Origin of the sequence: Pseudomonas sp. ICBG1301, from assembly GCF_016918385.1 — a bacterium.
Lineage (GTDB): Bacteria > Pseudomonadota > Gammaproteobacteria > Pseudomonadales > Pseudomonadaceae > Aquipseudomonas > Aquipseudomonas palleroniana.
Window position 1 is genome coordinate 493,309 of record NZ_JAEKGB010000004.1, and the last position, 20,372, is coordinate 513,680.

Here is a 20,372-nt window from a genome sequence, read left to right on the forward strand (position 1 = left end):
GGATGACTGGCGATGAATAGGGCCGATTCTACACCGCTGGCGGCTGGAGGGAATGGCCGTCTATGGCGAGGCAGCTTGCTCCCGCTCAGTGGCGAAGCAGGCGCCGGCCCTTTTGGGAGCGCTTCGCACCTCAACGCAAGCAAGCTTGCTCGCCACAATATGGGTTTTACTTTCCCACCCTGGCGTTCGTCAGCCAACCCCAGAGGCTGAAAACCATGAAGCTCACGCCGATGGTCATCAATAAATGTATCCCGGTTTGCGCAAGCACGGCGCTGCTGACGGCTGCCGTCAGGAACATGATGCTGTTGCCTGCTGATGCTGCCGTACCGGCGCTGCTTGAAAACAGCAGCATGGCCGCCGAGATCGCGGCGGGGCGCACCAGTGTGACGGCCAGGGCACTGATCAGCATCGGGATCAGCAAGGTCACGGGGGTGATGGCTTGAAGGCTGATGATCAATGTCAGCAGCACGCCAGCGACGAGTAGCAGGCCGAGGCCGATGTTGATCTGCCGGGACAGCGAGATGCGTTTTTGCAGGTGCGAGGCCGCAACGCCGCCGAGAAGATAGGCTATGCCGTACACCATCAGCACCAGCGCGTATTGGTATTCGGAGAGTTTCAGCGCATCCATGAAAATCAGCGGCGTCACACTGATCAGCGCGAAGTAGCAGGCGAACACCAGCGCGGCGATCCACCAGTAACGCAGGAAGTCGCGATTGCGAGCGACGGCTTTGAGTGTACCGAGGACAGACACTGGGTCGCGGTGCTGCCTGGCGGACTTGGAGGGCAGGATGCAGAACGCATGGATCAACATCCCCAAAGCCATCAACGCAAAGCCGTAGAAGCTGCCTTGCCAATTGAAGTTGGTTTGCAGCCAGGAACCGATCAGCGGTGACAGAGCGACAAAAGAACCGCTCAGGGTCATGTAGTAGAGGCGTATGCGGGCGCGATCCTGCTCCTCGAACAGGTCTTCCACCAGTGCATGGCCCAGTACAAAGAAACCGCAACCCACTGCCTGGACACTTCGAAACAGCAGAAAAGCCAGATAGTCCGGTGCCAGTGCGCAACCTATCGCACCCAGGATCGACAGCGTAATGCAGCCGAGCAGGACTTCCTTGCGTCCCCATTTGTCCGAAAGCGGGCCAGCGACCAGTTGGGAGATGGAAAAGACCAGGGTGAACAGGCTGATGGACAGTGCGATATCTGCGCTGGGCGTATCGAACCGGGCAGACAGGGCGGGAAATGAGGGCAGCAGTATATTGATGGGAAAGAAGCTGATCAGTGAAATGCAGGTGATGAGGATAAAGCGGGAGAGGGCAGGTCCAGACATTGTTTTTGTTTTCCGGAGTGAAACCAGAAACCGATACTAGTCTGGGAAAAGTGGAACTCAATCAAAATCAGATCAGACAATTCCTTTAAGAACGTAGCCTATTCCTGTAGGAGCAAGCTCGCTCCTACAGGGGGCCTGGTGTTACTTAGCTATTCGGCAACAACCGGCAAGTAATGCTCTTGATATACCGCGTCTCGGCAATCGCCGGGTGCACCGGGTGGTCCGGGCCCTGGCCGCCGCGTTCGAGCATCTGGATATTGCGGTCCAGATGGCGGGCGCTGGTCAGCAGGATGTTTTGCAGGTCGTCTTCCGGCAGGTGCATGGAGCACGAGGCGCTGACCAGGATGCCGTCCTTGCTGAGCAGGCGCATGGCTTGCTCGTTGAGGCGACGGTAGGCGCCTTCGCCGTTTTTCATGTCTTTTTTGCGCTTGATGAAGGCCGGTGGGTCGGCGACGATCACGTCGAAGCGTTCTTCGCTGGCTTTCAGTTCTTTCAGGGCTTCAAAGACGTCGCCTTCGATGCAGGTCATTTTCTCGGCGAAGCCGTTCAGCGCGGCGTTGCGCTCTACGCCATCAAGGGCGAAGGCGGAGGCGTCGACGCAGAATACTTCACTGGCGCCGAAGGCGGCAGCTTGCACGCCCCAGCCGCCGATGTAGCTGTACAGGTCGAGTACGCGCTTGCCTTTGGCATACGGGGCCAGGCGCGCGCGGTTCATGCGGTGGTCGTAGAACCAGCCGGTCTTCTGGCCCTGGATCACCGGGGCTTCGAATTTCACACCGTTTTCTTCCAGCGCCACCCATTCCGGCACCAGGCCGAACACGGTTTCGACGTAGCGGTTGAGGCCCTCGGCGTCACGTGCGGCGGAGTCGTTCTTGAACAGGATGCCGCTTGGCTTGAGCACTTGGGTCAGCGCAGCGATCACGTCGTCTTTGTGGGCTTCCATGGTCGCCGAAGCGATCTGCACCACCAGGATGTCGCCGAAACGATCGACCACCAGGCCCGGCAGCAGGTCGGAGTCACCGTAGACCAGGCGGTAGAACGGCTTGTCGAACAGGCGCTCACGCAGGGACAGGGCGACGTTCAGGCGGTGTACCAGCAGCGACTTGTCCAGCGGCAACTTGATGTCGCGCGACAGCAGGCGGGCGCAGATCAGGTTGTTCGGGCTCATGGCCACGATGCCGAGGGTCTTGCCGCCGGCCGCTTCCAGGATGGCCTGGTCGCCTGCCTGGAAGCCGTGAAGTGGGGTGGCGGCCACGTCGATTTCGTTGCTGTAGACCCACAGGTGGCCGTTGCGCAAACGACGATCGGCGTTGGCTTTGAGACGCAGGCTTGGCAGGGACATGACGTCGCTCCGGAAAAAAGAGCGGGAGTATACCTGTTGCGGCGCGGTTGATGTGGGAGTGGGCTTGCCCGCGATGCAGGCGGCGCGGTGTATCTGACGTACGGCGCTGATGCAATCGGCAACCAGCCCTCTCGCGCGTTTGACCGGGTTTTTGTTCAGGTTTTTGAGGTGTCAGTCAGGTTCCTATAGAGGTTAGAATCCCCGTCTAGCCCAGAGTGTGTACTTATGTCCCAAGAGCTTTCCGCCGAACAGATCCAACAGGCCCTGCAAGGCATCAGTGTGCCGCCTCAACCGCAAATCATGGTGGATTTGCAGATGGAGCAGTACATGCCCGACCCAGACCTGGAGGTGATTGCACGGCTGATCTCCCAGGACCCGGGCCTGTCCGGCGCGTTGTTGAAAATCGTCAACTCGCCGTATTACGGCCTGAGCAACAAGATCGCCTCGATCCAGCGCGCCGTGAACCTGCTGGGCAGCCGCTCGATCATCAACCTGATCAACGCGCAGTCGATCAGGGGCGAGATGAGCGACGACACCATCGTCACCCTCAACCGCTTCTGGGACACTGCCCAGGATGTGGCCATGACCTGCCTGACCCTGGCCAAGCGCACCGGCTCGCAAGCGGTCGACGAGGCTTATGCCCTGGGCCTGTTCCACGATTGTGGCGTGCCGTTGATGCTCAAGCGTTTTCCCAACTACATGACGGTGCTCGAGGAAGCCTACGCCAACGCCAACCCCGACTGTCGTGTGGTCGACACCGAAAACAACGCGTTCAACACCAACCATGCCGTGGTCGGCTATTACACCGCCAAATCCTGGCGCCTGCCGGAACACGTGACCGACGCGATTGCCAACCATCACAACGCCCTGGCGATTTTCAGCGATGAGTCGTCGCGCAATTCGCAGCTGAAAAACCTGCTGGCAATCCTGAAAATGGCCGAGCACATTTGTTCGTCGCACCGCGTGCTGGGCAACCAGGCGGTGGACCACGAGTGGGAAGCCATCGGCCATCTGGTGCTGGACTACGTGGGCCTGTCGGACTACGACTTCGAAAGCATGAAATTGTCGATCCGCGAACTGGGCGCCCACTAAACCTGTCTTCAAGAGGTACACATGCCCGAGTTACCAGAGGTCGAAACCACGAGACGCGGAATTGCCCCACACCTGGAAGGCCAGCGCGTCAGCCGTGTGGTGGTACGTGAGCGACGCCTGCGCTGGCCGATCCCGGAGGACTTGGACGTGCGCCTGTCCGGGCAACGCATCGTGCTGGTGGAGCGGCGGGCCAAATACCTGCTGATCAACGCTGAAGTGGGCACCCTGATCAGCCACCTGGGCATGTCGGGTAATTTGCGCCTGGTGGAAGCCGGCCTGCCGGCGGCCAAGCATGAGCATGTGGACATTGAACTCGAATCCGGCCTGGCGCTGCGCTACACCGACCCTCGGCGCTTCGGCGCCATGCTGTGGAGCCAGGACCCACACAATCACGAACTGCTGATCCGCCTCGGCCCGGAGCCTTTGACCGAGCTGTTCGATGGCGAGCGCCTGTTCCAACTGTCCCGTGGCCGTTCGATGGCGGTGAAGCCATTCATCATGGACAACGCGGTGGTGGTGGGCGTGGGCAACATCTACGCGACGGAAGCGCTGTTTGCGGCGGGCATCGACCCGCGTCGAGAGGCCGGCGGCATTTCACGAGCGCGGTACTTGAAGCTGGCGATCGAGATCAAGCGCGTGCTGGCGGCCGCCATCGAGCGGGGCGGTACCACGCTGCGGGACTTTATCGGTGGTGACGGACAGCCGGGGTATTTCCAGCAGGAACTGTTCGTCTACGGCCGGGGAGGCGAGGCGTGCAAGCTCTGCGGGAGCGAGTTGCGCAATGTGGTGCTGGGGCAGCGGGCGAGTGTGTTTTGCCCCAAGTGCCAGCGCTGATTGCGGTGTGATGGCGGATATCGCCATCGGGAGCAAGCCCCCTCCCACAGTTGACCAGGTTCCACCATGAGAATGCGGTCGAGTGTGGGAGGGGGCTTGCTCCCGATGAGGCCCGAATGGACGCCGATAAGCTTCAGGCCTTACCGGTAATCTTCCGGTACTTCTCCATCAACTGCTCTTCGGTCTCGGGATGCGCTTCGTCGAGTGGAATGCAGTCTACCGGGCACACTTGCTGGCATTGAGGCTCGTCATAGTGGCCGACGCATTGGGTGCACAGGTTCGGGTCGATCACGTAGATCTCTTCGCCCTGGGAAATGGCAGCGTTCGGGCACTCAGGTTCGCAGACGTCGCAATTGATGCAATCGTCGGTGATGATCAGGGACATGGAAACTCCTGCCAGGGCGGTCAGCCAAGGCATCTGAAAACTAATGCGCGCAATTGTGCCGCATTGGCGCCCGCAGTGCGAGCCTGTGGCGAGGGAGCTTGCTCCCGTTGGGGCGCAAAGCGGCCCCGGGTCTTTGCTTGACGAGGCTGGGACTGCTGCGCAGTCCAGCGGGAGCAAGCTCCCTCGCCACAGTCATTTTTACTTCTTGAAGCGTAACGTCAGCGCATCGGCGACGGCCGGGTGCACGAACTTGGTGATATCGCCGCCCAACGCCGCGATCTCACGGACCAGCGTCGAGGAAATGAACGAATAGCGTTCCGACGGCGTGAGGAACAGGCTTTCCACGTCCGGCGCCAATTGGCGGTTCATGTTGGCCAGCTGGAATTCATATTCGAAGTCCGACACCGCACGCAGCCCACGCAGGAATACATTGGCGTTCTGCTCTTTGGCGAAATGGGCCAGCAGTGTGGAGAAACCCACTACTTCCACGTTGGGCAGGTGCTTGGTGACCTCACGTGCCAGCTCCACGCGCTGTTCCAGGGGAAACAGCGGGTTTTTCTTGGGGCTGGCCGCGACTGCGATGATCACATGGTCGAACAGGCGAGAGGCGCGTTCGACCAGATCGCCATGGCCTTTGGTAATCGGGTCGAAGGTACCTGGGTACAACACTCGGTTCATCGCGTCGTCCTGGCGGAGTCCGTTGGGGAACCGGATGGTATCGCAGCCATCCCGGTCGGCCAAGTCGACTTATGTAGATAGATACCGTGAATACCTGGTTTTTTCATGCTGTTTTCAGACGTTCGGCCAATGCCGTCGCCAGTTGCGCCGTCAAGCCATACACCGACAATTGCGGGTTGGCACCAATGCTGGTGGGAAATAGCGAGCCGTCGTGGATCGACAGGTTACGCAGTTGGTGATGGCGACCGAGGCTATCGGCCACTGCGATTTTCGGATCTTCACCCATGGCGCAACCGCCCATCACATGGGCGCTGCCCAGCGTGGTTCGATGCAATTCCAGGTTCAGGCCGTCAATCAGTTCGCGTGCTTGGGCCAGGGTGTTCACATGACGTGCATCGTGATGCAGTGGTTTGACCGACTTTGCGCCGGCGGCGAACTGGATCTCGGCCATGCTGTGAAAGGCCCGGCGCAGGCCGTCCCAGGCATAAGGTGAAACTTGATAGTCGAGCACGGGCGTACCGTCCCCGCGCAAGTCCACGGTGCCGCCTTGGCTGTCGGGGTGAAAACCGTCGCGCATCAACGCCAGCATGGCGTGGGTGTGGGGCAACTGTCCCATCTCCAGCGCGTTTTGCGTGCCGTAGCCACCGAACAAGGTACTGGCCAGGCCCGGGTGCAAGGGCGGCGCCTCGAGCTTGTAGGACATTTTGCCGGTGGTGCCGTCCTGCCATTGGAAGTGGTCGGAATAGATCGACTGTGGCGCACCGTAGAATGGGTTGATCACCTCGTCGAACAGCCCGGCGGAGAAATTCACCAGATGCAGGAACGTGCGCTTGCCCAGGCGCGAGTGCGGATCCGGCGCGTCCGAGCGCATCAGCAGTGCCGGGCTGTTGATGCCGCCGCCGGACAGCACGTAATGCTTGGCCCTGACCGTGATCTTGCGGCCGGTGGGCGCCACGCAGCGCTCGTCCATGGCCACGCACTCCAGGCTGCTGATGGTGTCGCCGCTGTATTTGAGGCGTTCGGCACGGGCCAGGTAGAGCAGCTCACCGCCTTTTTCCAGAGTGGCCGGAATGGTGGTCACCAGCATTGACTGCTTGGCGTTGACCGGGCAACCCATGCCGCAATAACCCAGGTTGAAGCAGCCGCGCACGTTGCGTGGGATCACGTGCCAGCTGTAGCCGAGCTGTTCGCAGCCCTTGCGGATCACATCGTTGTTGGCGTTGGGTGGAATGGCCCAGGGTGCGATGCCCAGGCGTTGTTCCATTTTCTCGAACCACGGCGCCATCTCGGCGCTGCTGTGGCCTTTGACCGCGTATTCACTGGCCCAGTGGGTCAGCGTGGGGTCGGGTGTGCGGAAGCTGGAGGTCCAGTTGATCAGCGTGGTACCGCCCACGGCCCGCCCCTGCAGGATCGTGATCGCGCCGTCCTTGCTCATGCGGCCGATACCTTCCTGGTACAGGCTGGCGTAAGCCTCGTCCTCCAACAGCTTGAAGTCGCTGCTGGTCTTGAGCGGGCCTTCTTCGATCAGCAGCACCTTGTAGCCCGCCGCGCTGAGGATTTCAGCCGTGGTGCCGCCGCCGGCACCGCTGCCGATGATCGCCACGTCGGCTTCCAGGGTCAGGTCGTTGTCGAGGGCGGCGCCATTGTGGGTTTTCCAGCCGCGGGCCAGGCCGTCGCGGAACAGATCGGGTACGGGCATCAGGGTCGTCTCTTGTTTTTATGAGGGAAGATACGCATCAGATCTTCGGCGGGCCGGGGTAGCCGCAGTGGGCCCAGGACTCTGGCCGAAAGTACCAGGCCATGATCACCAGCTTGAGCAACGAGCCCTGGCCCATGCGCAGCAGGTTCAGGTAGCTGTTTTCCCAGCGGTGCAGGAAATTGCGGATTTGCTCCGCGCTGGCGTTTTCCCAACTGCCCCAGATCCCGGTCAGCGGGCCACGGGTGATGCCCATGGCCAATACATCGAACAGTTGCTGGGTGAGCTTGAACATTTCCGGCGACAGGTGTTGCAGGCTGTAGTCGAGTTTTTTCAGGGTGTCTTCAACCCCGTCGACCACCGCCTGGGCGCTGGCGGCGCCTTCGAGCAGCACCGGGATCACCGCACGCAAGAAGGGCAGGTCGCTGCTGCGTAGCATGGCAAAGCCGCTGGCCGGGGTGCTGCTGGAGCAGCCACTGAGGCTGGCGCCCAACCCGGCGGTGGCCAGGAAGGCGCTGGCGCACAGGCCGATTTTCAAGACGCCGCGCCGTGACAGCGCGGGTGATTCAGTCAGGCTGGGGTTCATTGTTTTTATAGTCCCGAAGGTGGAGAGTCCCGAAGGTTGAGAGTGCCGAAGGTAGAGATATCAGCGGATAAACAGCTTCTGGATTAACTTCTGGATCGATTTTCCGTAAGGCGGGTAGATCAACTTTGCGGCGTTCAGGCGCTGCTTCACCAATACGCCTTTGGCCTTGCTGAACGTCAGGAAGCCTTCATGCCCATGGTAGTGCCCCATGCCTGAGGGGCCGATGCCACCAAACGGCATGTCGTCCTGAGCCACATGCAGCAGAGTGTCGTTCAGGCATACGCCACCGGAATGGGTTTCGTGAAGCACACGGTTCTGTTCGCCCTTGTTGTAGCCAAAGTAGTAAAGGGCCAGTGGGCGAGGGCGTTGGTTGATGTAGGCAAAGGCTTGGTCGAGGCCGCGATAAGGCACGATAGGCAGCAAAGGCCCGAAGATTTCATCCTGCATCACGATCATGTCATCACTGACGTCAAGCAGCAGGCTGTGGGCCATGCGTCGTGCCTGGCCCTGGTCATACAGCGCAATCAGGGTGGCGCCTTTGTCGGTCGCGTCCTTGACGTAGCTATTGAGCCGGGCCAATTGCCGTTCGTTGATGACGGCGGTGTAGTCGGGGTTGTCGGCCAGGGTCGGATAAAACCCGCGAACGGCCTGGGTGTAGGCCTCGACGAAACCCTCGATGCGATCTTCCGGCACCAACACGTAGTCCGGTGCCACGCAGGTCTGCCCGGCGTTCAAGGCTTTACCGAAGGCGATACGTTCGGCGGCATCCTTGAGCGGCACATCGGCGGAAACGATGGCAGGGGATTTGCCGCCCAGTTCCAGGGTGACCGGCGTGAGGTGTTCGGCGGCAGCACGCATTACATGCTTGCCGATGCTGGTGGCGCCGGTAAACAGCAGGTGATCGAAGGGCAGCCTGGAAAACGCCATGCCCACTTCGGCCTCGCCCAACACCACGCACACCAGGTCCTCGGGGAAGATTTTCGCCAAGAGGGTTTTGAGCAGCTCGCCAGTGGCAGGGGTGGACTCGCTGAGCTTGAGCATCACCCGGTTACCCGCCGCCAAAGCCCCGACCAGCGGGCCTATAGCCAGATACAGCGGGTAATTCCAGGGCACGATCACCCCGACCACGCCCAGCGGTTGGTAGATGACTTTGGCTGAAGCCGGTTGGAAGGCGACGCCTACGGCGCGGCGGGAGGGTTTCATCCAGCCCTTGAGGTGTTTGCTGGCATAGTGAATGCCATGCAGGCTGGGCATCAATTCGGCGAAGAGGGTTTCGTCGGCGCTGCGGTTGCTGAAGTCTTGGCTGATCGCGTTGATCAACGCCTGGCGTTCGTCACTGAGCAGGTCGCGCAATGCCTTGAGCCATTGCTGGCGCTGCTCGGCCGGCGGCATCGGGTTGGCCGCGTAGGCACGCCGTTGTGCGTCGAACAGGGGCTGGAGTTGATCCGGCCCTTGGGAATCTTGCAGATAGGCAACGTTGGCAGACATGGCGCAGTTCCCGACTATTATTGGAATGCATCATTTATTAGAGTCATTACTCTAAATTGTCAAATAACATTGCAGCAACATGCGGATTTATCCTGGCAAGGATAGGCCGTAAGATGCCTCATCACGTGTACAGAAGCTGATCCCCTATGGCACCACGAGTAAAGACCAGCGAGCGCATTGTGCAAACCAGCCTGGAGCTTTTTAACCAGCAGGGCGAGCGTAGCGTCAGCACCAACCACATTGCCGCCCATATGGAAATTTCCCCGGGCAACCTGTACTACCACTTCCCCAACAAGCAGGCGATCATCGCCGTACTGTTTCGTGAATATGAAGCCCTGGTGGACAGTTTCCTGCGGCCGCCCCAAGGCCGCGCCGTCACCGTCGAAGACAAACGCTTCTATCTGCAGGCCGTGCTGGCCGGCATGTGGCGCTATCGTTTCCTGCACCGTGATCTTGAACATTTGCTGGAAAGCGATCCGGAACTGGCCACCGGCTACCGGCGTTTCTCCCAACGTTGCCTGACCCAGGGCGGTGCCATCTACCAAGGGTTTGTCGATGCCGGCATCCTCAATATGGATAAGGTGCAAACCGAAGCCCTGACCCTCAATGCCTGGATCATTCTCACCTCCTGGGTACGTTTCCTGTGCACCACCAATGAAAACTCCGCGCACTTGAGCGCTGAAGCGATCAAACGCGGGGTGTATCAGGTGCTGGTGCTGGAGGCGGGGTTTGTCACACCCCAGGCGAAGGAAGCAGTAGATGCGCTGTTCAAAGAGTTTTACGTGCCGTTGAATCAGGCACTGGAAGAAGTGAAGTAGGACCTTTCCCTAATCTGTTCACAGGAGTCCGTCATGCCGCTTGCGCAACTGATCAGCCCCCAGCAACTGGCCGAGCGCCAACAGCGTGGAGGGCTGGTGATCCTTGATTGCCGTTTTGCCTTGGAAGACCCTGACTATGGGCTTTGCAGCTATGCCGAAGGGCATATCGAAGGCGCGCAATACGCCGACCTGGAGCGTCACCTCAGCGGCCCGGTGACGAAGGGTGTGACCGGTCGTCACCCGCTGCCGGCGGCGGACACTCTGGTACAGCAACTGCGGGCGTGGGGCATCAACGCCGACACCGACATTGTGCTGTATGACGACGGGCCTGGCGCCTATGCCGCCCGCGCCTGGTGGCTGCTGGCCTGGCTGGGCAAGCGCGATGGCGTGTTTATCCTGGACGGCGGCCTCAAGGCTTGGCACGCGGCCGGTTTCCCGTTGAGCCTGGATGCACCGGTGATCGAGCCGGGAGCCTTTACCGGCACGCCGGACAATCATCTGCTGGTAGATGCCGAACAGCTGCAAAAACGTCTGGGCGAACCCGGTATGACGTTGATCGATGCCCGCGCTCAACCGCGTTTTCGCGGCGAAGTGGAGCCTATCGACCCGGTCGCCGGGCATATTCCTGGCGCGCAATGTGCGGCATTCAGTGAAAACCTGGGCAGTGACGGCCGCTTCCTGCCGGCCGAACAGCTCAAGCAGCGGTTTGCCGCGCAGTTGCAGGGCCGCTCGCCGGACAAGCTGGTTGCCTACTGCGGCTCAGGCGTGACGGCGTGCCACAACCTGTTCGCCCTGAGCCTGGCGGGTTACCCCTTGGGCACCTTGTATGCGGGGTCGTGGAGCGAGTGGATTACCGATCCTGCGCGGAAGGTCGCTACTGGCGATTGACGTAATGCCGGTGTGAATCCAATCAAGATGTGGGGGCTTGCTCCCGATAGCAGTAGGTCGGTCAGGACATCTGATACTGATACACCGCCATCGGGAGCAAGCCCCCTCCCACATGTTTAACTGCGTTTTGTCTGTAGCCATTGTGGGATTCGTCGTTCGAGGTAGTAGCCGGGGCGCTTCAGCGAACCGTCCACAAACCCCACGTGCCCACCCTTGGCCAGCAGTTCGAACTCGGTGCAATCTGACAGTTCGCTGGCTTCGGGCAGGCTGTGGCTGAACACGAAGGGGTCGTCCGCGGCCTGGATGATCAGGGTGGGGGTGCGGATCCCACCCAGGTAGTAACGGCTCGATGCGCGACGGTAATAGTCTTCGGCACTCAGAAAACCGTGCAGCGGTGCGGTCACTCGCCCGTCGAAATCCCAAAACGTGCGCATTTTTTCCAACGAACCGAGTGCTTCCAGGGTTTTCAGCCCTTCAGCACGACCGTCCTGCAGAAAACGGCTCTGTTTGACGCGGATGTACGTCAGCATTTCGCGCATGAAATGCTTTTGGTAAACCCGGGAGAACCCCAGCCCGATACGATCCGCGCACTGATCCAGACGAAACGGCACCGATACCGCCGCCGCGCCTTGCAAGCCCGACCTTTCACCGGTTTCACCCAGATGCTTGAGCAGCACGTTGCCGCCCAGCGAATAACCCACTGCATACAGCGGTGCCAACGGCCGTTTGGCTCGCAGGTGTGCAATCGCCGCCGCCAGGTCTTCACTGGCGCCCGAGTGATAGCTGCGCGCCAACAGGTTTGGCTCACCCGAACAGCCCCGCCAGTTCAGCGCCGCACTGGCCCAGCCCTGCTCGGCGAGGGCTTTTTGCAGGCCGGCCACGTAGGGTGAGTTGGATGAGCCGGTCAGCCCATGCAGCACCAGCACCAACGGTGCTTGCACGTCGTGGGGACCATGCCAGTCGAGGTCAAGGAAGTCGCCGTCGTCCAGCCATAAGCGTTCGCGCTGGCGCTCGAGGTGGGTGGTCGGGCGCCACAACGGCCCCCACAGCGTTTGCAGATGTGGGTTGCCGAGGCCGAAGGCGGGCGTAAAATTTCCAGACGACGTCTTCATGAAGGTCTCTGTAGTGAGCGGGCTTGCCCCGCGCTGGGCGGCGCAGCCGTCCCAATCCGTCTAACGCATGCGTCCGGGTAGAGCTCAGGCGTCTGGTTTTAAGGTACGTATCCAGGCAGAAATTAGGCGCCTGGTTTAGGGCGGCTGCGCCACCCAGCGCGGGACAAGCCCGCTCACTACATGGTGTTGCGGTGCCACAGGGCGTAATACACGCGGCCGGACTTCTGTTCCCGGTGCAGGCGCCAGCTGCCCGGCAGGCCAAGCGTGGATGGCGCAGTCTCGCTTTCAGTGTAGATCCAGGCATCGGGCGCCAGCCATTGGCGTTCTTCGAGCAACGCACACACGGTCGGCAACAGGTTCTGGTTGAACGGTGGGTCGAGGAACACGACGTCGTATTCGCTGGCCGGCTGGGTGTCCAGGTAGCGCAAGGCGTCGGCGGTCTGGACCTGGCCGGTGGTGCAGCGCAAGGTGCCCAGGTGTTCCTTGAGGCTGGAAACCGCCACATTGCTGGCATCCAGCGCCTGGCCTTGGGCCGCCCCCCGGGACAGCGCCTCCAGGAACAGCGCGCCGCTGCCGGCAAACGGGTCCAGTACCTTGGCCCCGCCGATGTGCGGCGCGAGCCAGTTGAACAGGGTTTCACGCACGCGATCCGGCGTCGGGCGCAGGCCCACGACATCGGGGAAGCTCAGCTTGCGGCTGCCCCATTCACCACCAATGATGCGCAGTTGGCCCACACCGTTATGGACGTTGTGGACAGGTTTTTTCGGGCGAGATGAACTGGCCATTAATGCTCCGGAACCCCGAGCGGTTGCTCGGCGGGTTTGTCAGTGGGGGGCGGTAGTGGCTTTTGCGCAATCGTCGGGCCGGCGGTCACGATGACCATCTTGTCGGCGCTCAAGTGTTTGTTCAAGGCAGCCTTGACCTGCTCTGTGGTCAGGGCCTGGGATTGTTTCATGAAATCTTCCAGATAGCTCAGCGGCAGGTTGTAGAAACCCATCGCGCCCAGTTGCCCGACGATATCGGCGTTGCTTGCCGTCGACAGTGGGAAGCTGCCGGCCAACTCGCGCTTGGCGTCATCCAGTTCCTTTTGCGTCGGGCCGGTCTTGAGGTAGTCGGCCAGCACGTCCTCGACCAGGCGCAGGGTGCCGCCGCTCATTTCGGCGCGAGTCTGCAGGTTGATCATGAACGGGCCGCGTACCTGCATCGGCGAAAAGCCGGAGTACACGCCGTAGGTCAGGCCGCGTTTTTCGCGCACTTCACTCATCAAGCGAGTGCCGAAGCCGCCGCCACCGAGGATCTGGTTGCCCAGGGAGAGGGCTGCGTAGTCCGGATCGGCGCGGTCGATACCCAGTTGGGCGAACAGCAGGTGAGTCTGCTTGGACGGAAACTCGATGTGGCTCAGGCCGGCCTTGGGTTCGGTTGGCTGAGCGATCTTGGCCAGCGCCGGACCTTTGGGCAGCGATGCGGAAACCTTGGCGGTCATCGCTTCGGCTTCGGCGCGGGTCAGGTCGCCGACCACTGCAATGACTGCATTACCCGCGGCGTAAGCTTTGGCGTGAAACGCCTGCAGCTGGGCGAGGGTGATTTTTGGAACGCTTTCGGCGGTGCCTTCGCTCGGGTGCGCGTACGGGTGGTCACCGTAGAGACGTTTGAACAGCTCCAGGCTCGCCAGTTTGCCGGGGTTCTGCTTCTGGTATTCGAAACCGGCAAGGATCTGGTTCTTGATGCGCGCCAGTGAGTCGGCCGGGAAAGTCGGCTTGCCGATCACCTCATCAAACAGGTTCAACGCGGCATCGCGTTTGTCGCTGTCGCTCAGGCTGCGCAAGGACACCAGCGCCATGTCGCGGTAAGCGCCATTGCCGAAATCGGCGCCCAGGCTTTCAAAACCGCTGGCGATCTGGCTCACATCCTTGCCCGGCACACCCTCGTTGAGCATGGCGTTGGTCATCAGGGCCAGGCCCGGGACGTCACCGTCCTGGCTGCTGCCGGCGGCGAACAGGATACGCATGTCGAACATCGGCAGTTCATGGGCTTCGACGAACAGTACCTTGGCGCCTTCAGCGGTGTTCCAGGTTTGCACGTCGAGTTTGCGGTTGGTCGGCGCCTTGCCGTCCAACTCCGCGAGCGATTGCAGGGTGTTGCTCGATTGCGCCTTGTCCAGCGCCTGGCTGGCGACGGATTCGCTTGGGCGCAGGAAGTACACGGCGCTTGCGGCGACCAGGGTGACGACGACCAGGCCGGGAAAGATCAGGCGGCTGCTTCGATTACTCATGAGCGGTCTCCTCAGGCAGAACATGGGCGACGCTCAGACGATCGCGGGTGAAATAGGTGCGCGCGGCTTTCTGGATATCTTGCGGGGTCACGCTTTGCAGCTCGGCCAGTTCAGTGTCCATCAGCTTCCAGGACAGGCCGACGGTTTCCAGCGAACCGATGGCCGTGGCCTGGCTGGTGATGGAGTCGCGCTGGTAGACCACGCCGGCAATGACCTGGGCGCGGATGCGCTCCAGTTCCTCGGCGGTCGGCGGTTTGGCTTTCAGCTCTTCCAGCAGGCGCCACAGGCCGGCTTCGGCTTGGGCAATGGTCTTTTTCTTCTGTTGGTTCGGCGTGGCCGTCAGGGTGAACAGGCTGTCGCCACGGGTGTAGGCGTCGTAGCTGGTGGAGGCGGCGGAAACCAGTTCTTCACCACGTTCCAGTTGCTCGGAAATACGTGCGCTGTAGCCGCCATCCAGCAAGGCGGAGATCAGGCGCAGGGCTTGTACCGAGCGCTTGTCTTCGGCCGTTGCCAGGCTTGGGACGTTGAAGCCGAGGATCACGCTCGGCAGTTGGGTTTGCACACGCATGGTCAGCAGGCGTTCGCCGGGCGCGGCCAGCTCCAGTGGGATCTTGGCCGGTGGCACGTCGCGCTTGGGAATCGGGCCGAAATACCGTTGGGCCAGGTTTTTCACCTCGTCCGGCGTGACGTCGCCGACGACCACCAGGGTGGCATTGTTCGGCACGTACCAGGACTGGTACCAGTGACGCAGCTCCTCGACCTTCATGCGCTCAAGGTCGGCCATCCAGCCGATAGTCGGCGTGTGGTAGCCGCTGGCCGGGTAGGCCATGGCCTTGAAGCGCTCGTAGGCCTTGGACATTGGGTTGTCGTCGGTGCGCAGGCGGCGTTCTTCCTTGATCACTTCGATTTCGCGGCTGAACTCATCGGCCGGCAGGCGCAGGCTTGCCATGCGGTCGGCTTCCAGTTCGAAGGCCACGCCCAGGCGATCACGGGCCAGCACCTGGTAGTAGGCGGTGTAGTCGTCACTGGTGAAGGCGTTTTCCTCGGCGCCCAGGTCGCGCAGGATCAGCGAGGCTTCGCCGGGGCCGACCTTGGCGCTGCCTTTGAACATCATGTGTTCCAGGGCGTGGGACAAACCGGTCTGGCCCGGGGTCTCGTAGCTTGAACCCACCTTGTACCAAACCTGGGAAACTACAACGGGTGCACGATGATCTTCGCGCACGACCACTTTGAGGCCGTTATCCAGGGTGAATTCATGGGTGGGTTGTGGGTCGGCTGCGAAAGCGCAAAGGGGCAGACAAACTGTGCTGAGCAGCAGGCCTGCGGCGCGGCGGGCTAGAGCATTCATTCGTTTTTAAACCTGTTGGGCTGCCCGCTTGGTCTTAGCGTCGGCGGGCGAGGAGGTGCTAGGATACTGATCCGATTTGGACACGGCCACTGCGGCGGTCATCCTGTCCCGGGTTCAGTCGTCGGAATCTTGGAATAGAGCGTGGGTTTCCCCGACGATCTTCCACTTTTCGCCGATGTTATCGCTTCAGTCCTATATTGAATCGATTTGTCAGGGTCTTTATTTATGCCCTGAAAATGTTGCGCATGAACAAGCGAGCTTTAAAGCAGTCTGTTCTGCATTGAATTTATTTACCGAAGCGCCCTGGCGCATCGCTACTTTGAGATAGCCGTCCTCCATGTTTGGTTCCAACGACGACAAGAAGAGCCCAGCTGCGGCTGGCGAGAAAAAAGGCCTGTTCGGATGGCTGCGCAAAAAGCCGCAGGAACCCGTCGTCGAACAGCCGCAGGTTCAACCTGAGCCGATTCCAGAGCCCCCAGTAGTTGCGGCCGAACCGGTTGCCGAAACTCCGGCGCCGGTGGTGTTGCCGATGGCTGAACCGGTGTTGCAGCCGGTGGTCGAGGCCGCGCCTGAGCCGGAGCCCGAGTCCAGCCCGATACATACGCCGTGGCCACAGTTGCCGGTGGCCGAAGAGCCCGTGGCACTGGTTGAGGATGTGCAGGCCGAACATGTCACGCCGCCCATTCCTGCCGTCATTGAGCCCGTAACGGTAGTGGTCGAAGCGCCGCCGGCATTGGAGCCGGTTGCTACGGTCGTGATCGAGCCGGAGCCAGAGCCAGAGCCGGTTGTCGCCGCCGTCACCGAAGCCAGCAAAACCGGCTTCTTCGCTCGCCTCAAGCAGGGCCTGAGCAAGACCAGCGCAAGCATCGGCGAAGGTATGGCCAGCCTGTTCCTGGGCAAGAAGGTCATCGATGACGAACTGCTGGAAGACATCGAAACCCGTTTGCTGACCGCCGACGTGGGCGTCGAAGCCACTGCGGTGATCATCCAGAGCCTGACCCAGAAGGTGGCGCGCAAGCAGTTGACCGACGCCGACGCCCTCTACAAATCCCTGCAGGCCGAACTGGCCGCGATGCTCAAGCCCGTGGAAGCGCCGCTGGTGATCACGCCGAACAAACCATTCGTGATCCTGGTTGTGGGTGTCAACGGTGCGGGCAAGACCACCACCATCGGCAAACTGGCGAAAAAACTCCAGTCGGAAGGCAAGAAAGTCATGCTGGCGGCCGGTGACACCTTCCGCGCCGCTGCTGTTGAACAGCTGCAGGTGTGGGGTGAGCGCAACAGGATCCCGGTGATCGCCCAGCATACCGGTGCCGACTCTGCTTCGGTGATCTTCGACGCCGTGCAGGCCGCCAAGGCGCGCAACATCGATGTGTTGATCGCCGATACCGCCGGTCGCCTGCACACCAAAGACAATCTGATGGAAGAGTTGAAGAAAGTGCGCCGCGTGATCGGCAAGCTCGACGCCGATGCGCCACACGAAGTATTGCTGGTGCTCGACGCGGGTACTGGCCAGAACGCCATCAGCCAGGCCAAGCAATTCAACCAGACGGTGCAACTGACCGGCCTGGCATTGACTAAGCTCGACGGCACGGCCAAAGGTGGCGTGATCTTCGCCTTGGCAAAACAGTTCGGGTTGCCGATTCGCTACATCGGCGTCGGTGAAGGCATCGACGACCTGCGCACCTTTGAAGCCGAACCCTTTGTACAGGCACTGTTTGCCGAACGGGAGCGTTCATGATTCGATTCGAACAGGTCGGTAAACGCTATGCCAACGGGCATGTGGGCTTGCATGAGCTGAGCTTTCGAGTGCGTCGCGGCGAATTTCTGTTTGTCACCGGCCATTCCGGCGCCGGCAAGAGCACCTTGTTGCGCCTGCTCTTGGCCATGGAGCGCCCTACCACCGGCAAACTGCTGTTGGCCGGGCAAGACCTGGCAACCATCAGCAATGCGCAGATTCCGTTCCTGCGTCGCCAGATCGGCGTGGTGTTCCAGAACCACCAATTGTTGTTCGATCGCACGGTGTTCAATAACGTCGCGCTGCCGTTGCAGATCCTCGGGCTGTCCAAGGCCGAGATCATCAAGCGCGTGGACTCGGCCCTGGAGCGTGTCGCGTTGTCGGACAAGACCGATCTTTATCCTGGCGACCTGTCCACCGGCCAGCAACAACGCGTCGGCATTGCCCGCGCCATCGTCCACCGCCCGGCCTTGCTGCTGGCGGACGAACCTACCGGTAACCTCGACCCGCGCCTTGCGGCCGAGATCATGGGCGTGTTCGAAGACATCAATCGTCTGGGCACCAGCGTGCTGATTGCCAGCCACGACCTGGCACTGATCGCCCGCATGCGTCACCGCATGCTGACCTTGCAGCGTGGCCGCCTGATCGGTGACGGGGAGGCGGGTGTATGAGTGCAACACGTAGCCCTAAAGTTTCCGAGCGCGTGGCGCCGAAAGCGGCTGACCCACAACCGCAGAAGAAGAAAAAACGCGACGATGATGAGGGCCCGGACTTCGGCACCCTGCTGCACGCCTGGATCGAAAGCCATCGTGCCAGCTTGCTCGACAGTCTGCGCCGCCTGGGCAAGCAGCCGATCGGCAGTTTCTTCACCTGTCTGGTGATGGCAGTGGCATTGAGCCTGCCGATGGGGTTGTCGCTGCTGCTCAATAATGTGGAGCGCCTGGGTGGCTCCTGGCAGCGTGCGGCACAGATTTCCCTGTACCTGAACATCGACGCCAGTGCCAAAGATGGCGAGGACCTGCGCGATGACATCAAGCAATTGCCGGGTGTCGCCGATGCTGAATACATAAGCCGTGACCAGGCCCTTGAGGAATTCCAGCAACAATCCGGGCTGGGCGAGGCACTCAAGGAGTTGCCGCAGAACCCGCTGCCGGGTGTGGTGCTGGTGACGCCCAATGAAGTCGACAAGCCGGCCCTGGAAGCCCTGCGACAAAAACTCGCAGAGATGCCCAAGGTGCAACAGGCGCAGCTTGATCTAGTCTGGGTGGAGCGCCTGGCCGCGATCCTCAAGCTGGGTGACCGCTTTGTATTCGGCCTGACGGTGCTGTTGGTGTCTGCATTACTTTTGGTGATAGGTAATACCATTCGTCTTCATATTGAAAACCGTCGCACCGAGATAGAAGTGATTAAACTGGTCGGCGGCACAGACAGCTATGTGCGTCGTCCTTTTCTGTACATGGGCGCGCTTTATGGCTTTGGTGCAGGGATTTTGTCCTGGGGCGTGCTGGCGTTTGGCCTTGACTGGCTGAACGACGCGGTTGTCGGGCTTGCCGGGTTGTACGGCAGCGATTTTGCCTTGGCCGGCGTGCCGGTGGCCGATGGTCTGAGTCTCTTGCTTGGCGCTGTCTTGTTGGGGTATATCGGTGCGTGGATTGCGGTCGCTCGTCATTTACGCGAGCTGGCACCGAAGTAGTTAATGTCAGATTAATGTGGTTTCGTTTGTATTGACCGTATGGGTGGTTTAGGGAACTTGTCCTACGGTTCCCGGTCAATTTTCGCAGTGCTTAATTGCACGAGTTATGTGAGTCGGAGGTTTTTTCGTATGACCACTTCTTTGCAACCTGCTTATGCCTTGGTCCCGGGTGCGAACCTGGAGGCCTATGTGCACACGGTGAACAGCATTCCATTGCTGACGCCCGAGCAGGAGCGTGAACTGGCCGAGAGTCTCTACTATGAGCAGGATCTGGAGGCGGCTCGGCAGATGGTGCTCGCCCACCTGCGGTTTGTCGTACATATCGCCCGTAGCTACAGCGGCTACGGTCTGGCCCAGGCTGACCTGATCCAGGAAGGCAACGTTGGCCTGATGAAGGCTGTAAAGCGCTTCAACCCGGAAATGGGTGTGCGCCTGGTGTCGTTTGCCGTGCACTGGATCAAGGCGGAAATCCACGAGTTCATCCTGCGCAACTGGCGCATCGTGAAAGTCGCGACCACCAAGGCCCAGCGCAAGCTGTTCTTCAACCTGCGCAGCCAGAAGAAACGCCTGGCATGGTTGAACAATGAAGAAGTCCACCGCGTGGCCGAAAGCCTCGGCGTGGAGCCACGTGAAGTGCGCGAGATGGAAAGCCGCCTGACCGGCCATGACATGGCCTTCGACCCGGCCGCCGAAGCGGACGACGACAGCGCCTTCCAGTCGCCGGCCAACTATCTGGAAGACCACCGGTATGACCCGGCCCGTCAACTGGAAGACGCCGACTGGAGCGACAACTCCAACCACAACCTGCACGAAGCGCTGGAAGTGTTGGACGACCGCAGCCGTGACATCCTCTACCAGCGTTGGCTGGCGGAAGAAAAAGCCACGCTGCACGACCTGGCGCAGAAGTACAACGTGTCGGCCGAGCGGATTCGCCAGCTTGAGAAAAGCGCGATGAACAAGCTGAAGTTGTCCATCGCTGCTTAAAGCGCGGCCTGGTCAAAATGTGGGAGGGGGCTTGCTCCCGATAGCTGTGTTTCTGCCAGTTCATCTGTGACTGACGCACAGCAATCGGGAG

19 protein-coding genes are annotated in these 20,372 nt (G+C 60.8%); 8 read left to right on the top strand and 11 right to left on the bottom strand.

Translation table 11 applies throughout. From position 1 onward, the window contains the following. Positions 1-166: 166 nt before the first annotated feature. Both JBE38_RS12345 and JBE38_RS12350 read right to left on the bottom strand, forming a co-directional pair. On the bottom strand, positions 167-1,327 hold the full coding sequence (locus JBE38_RS12345; RefSeq protein ID WP_205344378.1) for an MFS transporter: 1,161 nt from the start codon (positions 1,325-1,327) through the stop codon (positions 167-169). A gap of 145 nt (positions 1,328-1,472) precedes the next feature. After that, positions 1,473-2,669 carry a class I SAM-dependent rRNA methyltransferase gene (locus JBE38_RS12350; protein ID WP_060753490.1) on the bottom strand — a complete coding sequence of 399 codons (1,197 nt, stop codon included), beginning with the start codon at positions 2,667-2,669 and terminating at the stop codon, positions 1,473-1,475. Positions 2,670-2,948: 279 nt separating this feature from the next. Between JBE38_RS12350 and JBE38_RS12355 the strand changes: the two genes are divergently transcribed. Together JBE38_RS12355 and mutM are read left to right on the top strand one after the other, a co-directional pair. Further along, the gene (locus JBE38_RS12355) at positions 2,949-3,761 is read left to right on the top strand and encodes an HDOD domain-containing protein (RefSeq protein WP_174554053.1); all 813 of its coding nucleotides are present in this window, start codon (positions 2,949-2,951) and stop codon (positions 3,759-3,761) included. A gap of 21 nt (positions 3,762-3,782) precedes the next feature. Continuing rightward, positions 3,783-4,595 carry a bifunctional DNA-formamidopyrimidine glycosylase/DNA-(apurinic or apyrimidinic site) lyase gene (gene mutM, locus JBE38_RS12360; protein WP_090368188.1) on the top strand — a complete coding sequence of 271 codons (813 nt, stop codon included), beginning with the start codon at positions 3,783-3,785 and terminating at the stop codon, positions 4,593-4,595. A 133-nt stretch (positions 4,596-4,728) separates the two neighbouring features. Here mutM and JBE38_RS12365 read toward each other — a convergent pair whose 3' ends face one another. From JBE38_RS12365 to JBE38_RS12385, 5 genes are all read right to left on the bottom strand, one after another. Beyond that, on the bottom strand, positions 4,729-4,980 hold the full coding sequence (locus tag JBE38_RS12365; protein WP_003195146.1) for a YfhL family 4Fe-4S dicluster ferredoxin: 252 nt from the start codon (positions 4,978-4,980) through the stop codon (positions 4,729-4,731). Between the two features lie 198 nt (positions 4,981-5,178). Further along, positions 5,179-5,658, bottom strand: a complete 480-nt coding sequence (coaD, locus tag JBE38_RS12370; protein WP_003176711.1) for a pantetheine-phosphate adenylyltransferase — start codon at positions 5,656-5,658, stop codon at positions 5,179-5,181. A 103-nt stretch (positions 5,659-5,761) separates the two neighbouring features. Further along, a complete protein-coding gene (locus tag JBE38_RS12375; protein ID WP_090368191.1) occupies positions 5,762-7,357 on the bottom strand; it encodes a GMC family oxidoreductase in 1,596 nt (531 codons plus the stop codon). A 37-nt stretch (positions 7,358-7,394) separates the two neighbouring features. After that, complete coding sequence (locus tag JBE38_RS12380; protein ID WP_104994941.1) at positions 7,395-7,940, bottom strand: twin-arginine translocation pathway signal protein; 546 nt, start codon at positions 7,938-7,940, stop codon at positions 7,395-7,397. Between the two features lie 60 nt (positions 7,941-8,000). Then, positions 8,001-9,428 carry a coniferyl aldehyde dehydrogenase gene (locus JBE38_RS12385; protein WP_205344379.1) on the bottom strand — a complete coding sequence of 476 codons (1,428 nt, stop codon included), beginning with the start codon at positions 9,426-9,428 and terminating at the stop codon, positions 8,001-8,003. A 146-nt stretch (positions 9,429-9,574) separates the two neighbouring features. Between JBE38_RS12385 and JBE38_RS12390 the strand changes: the two genes are divergently transcribed. Next, positions 9,575-10,246 carry a TetR/AcrR family transcriptional regulator gene (locus JBE38_RS12390; protein WP_060753484.1) on the top strand — a complete coding sequence of 224 codons (672 nt, stop codon included), beginning with the start codon at positions 9,575-9,577 and terminating at the stop codon, positions 10,244-10,246. A gap of 33 nt (positions 10,247-10,279) precedes the next feature. After that, positions 10,280-11,134 (top strand): sulfurtransferase, encoded by an 855-nt coding sequence (locus tag JBE38_RS12395; RefSeq protein WP_205344380.1) that lies wholly within the window; start codon positions 10,280-10,282, stop codon positions 11,132-11,134. Positions 11,135-11,250: 116 nt separating this feature from the next. Here JBE38_RS12395 and JBE38_RS12400 read toward each other — a convergent pair whose 3' ends face one another. The 4 genes from JBE38_RS12400 to JBE38_RS12415 form a co-directional block, all read right to left on the bottom strand. After that, the gene (locus tag JBE38_RS12400) at positions 11,251-12,246 is read right to left on the bottom strand and encodes a hydrolase (protein WP_060753482.1); all 996 of its coding nucleotides are present in this window, start codon (positions 12,244-12,246) and stop codon (positions 11,251-11,253) included. Between the two features lie 176 nt (positions 12,247-12,422). After that, positions 12,423-13,031, bottom strand: a complete 609-nt coding sequence (gene rsmD, locus JBE38_RS12405) for a 16S rRNA (guanine(966)-N(2))-methyltransferase RsmD (protein WP_104994937.1) — start codon at positions 13,029-13,031, stop codon at positions 12,423-12,425. Further along, on the bottom strand, positions 13,031-14,518 hold the full coding sequence (locus JBE38_RS12410) for a M16 family metallopeptidase (RefSeq protein WP_090368202.1): 1,488 nt from the start codon (positions 14,516-14,518) through the stop codon (positions 13,031-13,033). Before JBE38_RS12410 ends, rsmD begins: the two co-directional genes overlap by 1 nt. Beyond that, positions 14,511-15,866, bottom strand: coding sequence for a M16 family metallopeptidase (locus JBE38_RS12415; protein ID WP_205344381.1), 1,356 nt, complete (start codon positions 15,864-15,866; stop codon positions 14,511-14,513). Before JBE38_RS12415 ends, JBE38_RS12410 begins: the two co-directional genes overlap by 8 nt. Before the next feature lie 337 nt (positions 15,867-16,203). Here JBE38_RS12415 and ftsY point away from each other — a divergent pair, with 337 nt between their 5' ends. The 4 genes from ftsY (at position 16,204) to rpoH (ending at position 20,281) form a co-directional block, all read left to right on the top strand. Beyond that, a complete protein-coding gene (ftsY, locus tag JBE38_RS12420) occupies positions 16,204-17,607 on the top strand; it encodes a signal recognition particle-docking protein FtsY (protein ID WP_090368206.1) in 1,404 nt (467 codons plus the stop codon). Next, positions 17,604-18,275, top strand: a complete 672-nt coding sequence (gene ftsE, locus JBE38_RS12425; RefSeq protein ID WP_003176700.1) for a cell division ATP-binding protein FtsE — start codon at positions 17,604-17,606, stop codon at positions 18,273-18,275. Before ftsY ends, ftsE begins: the two co-directional genes overlap by 4 nt. After that, positions 18,272-19,297 (top strand): permease-like cell division protein FtsX, encoded by a 1,026-nt coding sequence (gene ftsX, locus JBE38_RS12430; RefSeq protein ID WP_205344382.1) that lies wholly within the window; start codon positions 18,272-18,274, stop codon positions 19,295-19,297. The genes ftsE and ftsX overlap by 4 nt, the downstream gene beginning before the upstream one ends. A gap of 129 nt (positions 19,298-19,426) precedes the next feature. After that, positions 19,427-20,281: an RNA polymerase sigma factor RpoH gene (rpoH, locus tag JBE38_RS12435; protein ID WP_060753475.1), complete on the top strand. Its 855-nt coding sequence runs from the start codon at positions 19,427-19,429 to the stop codon at positions 20,279-20,281. Positions 20,282-20,372: the final 91 nt, after the last annotated feature.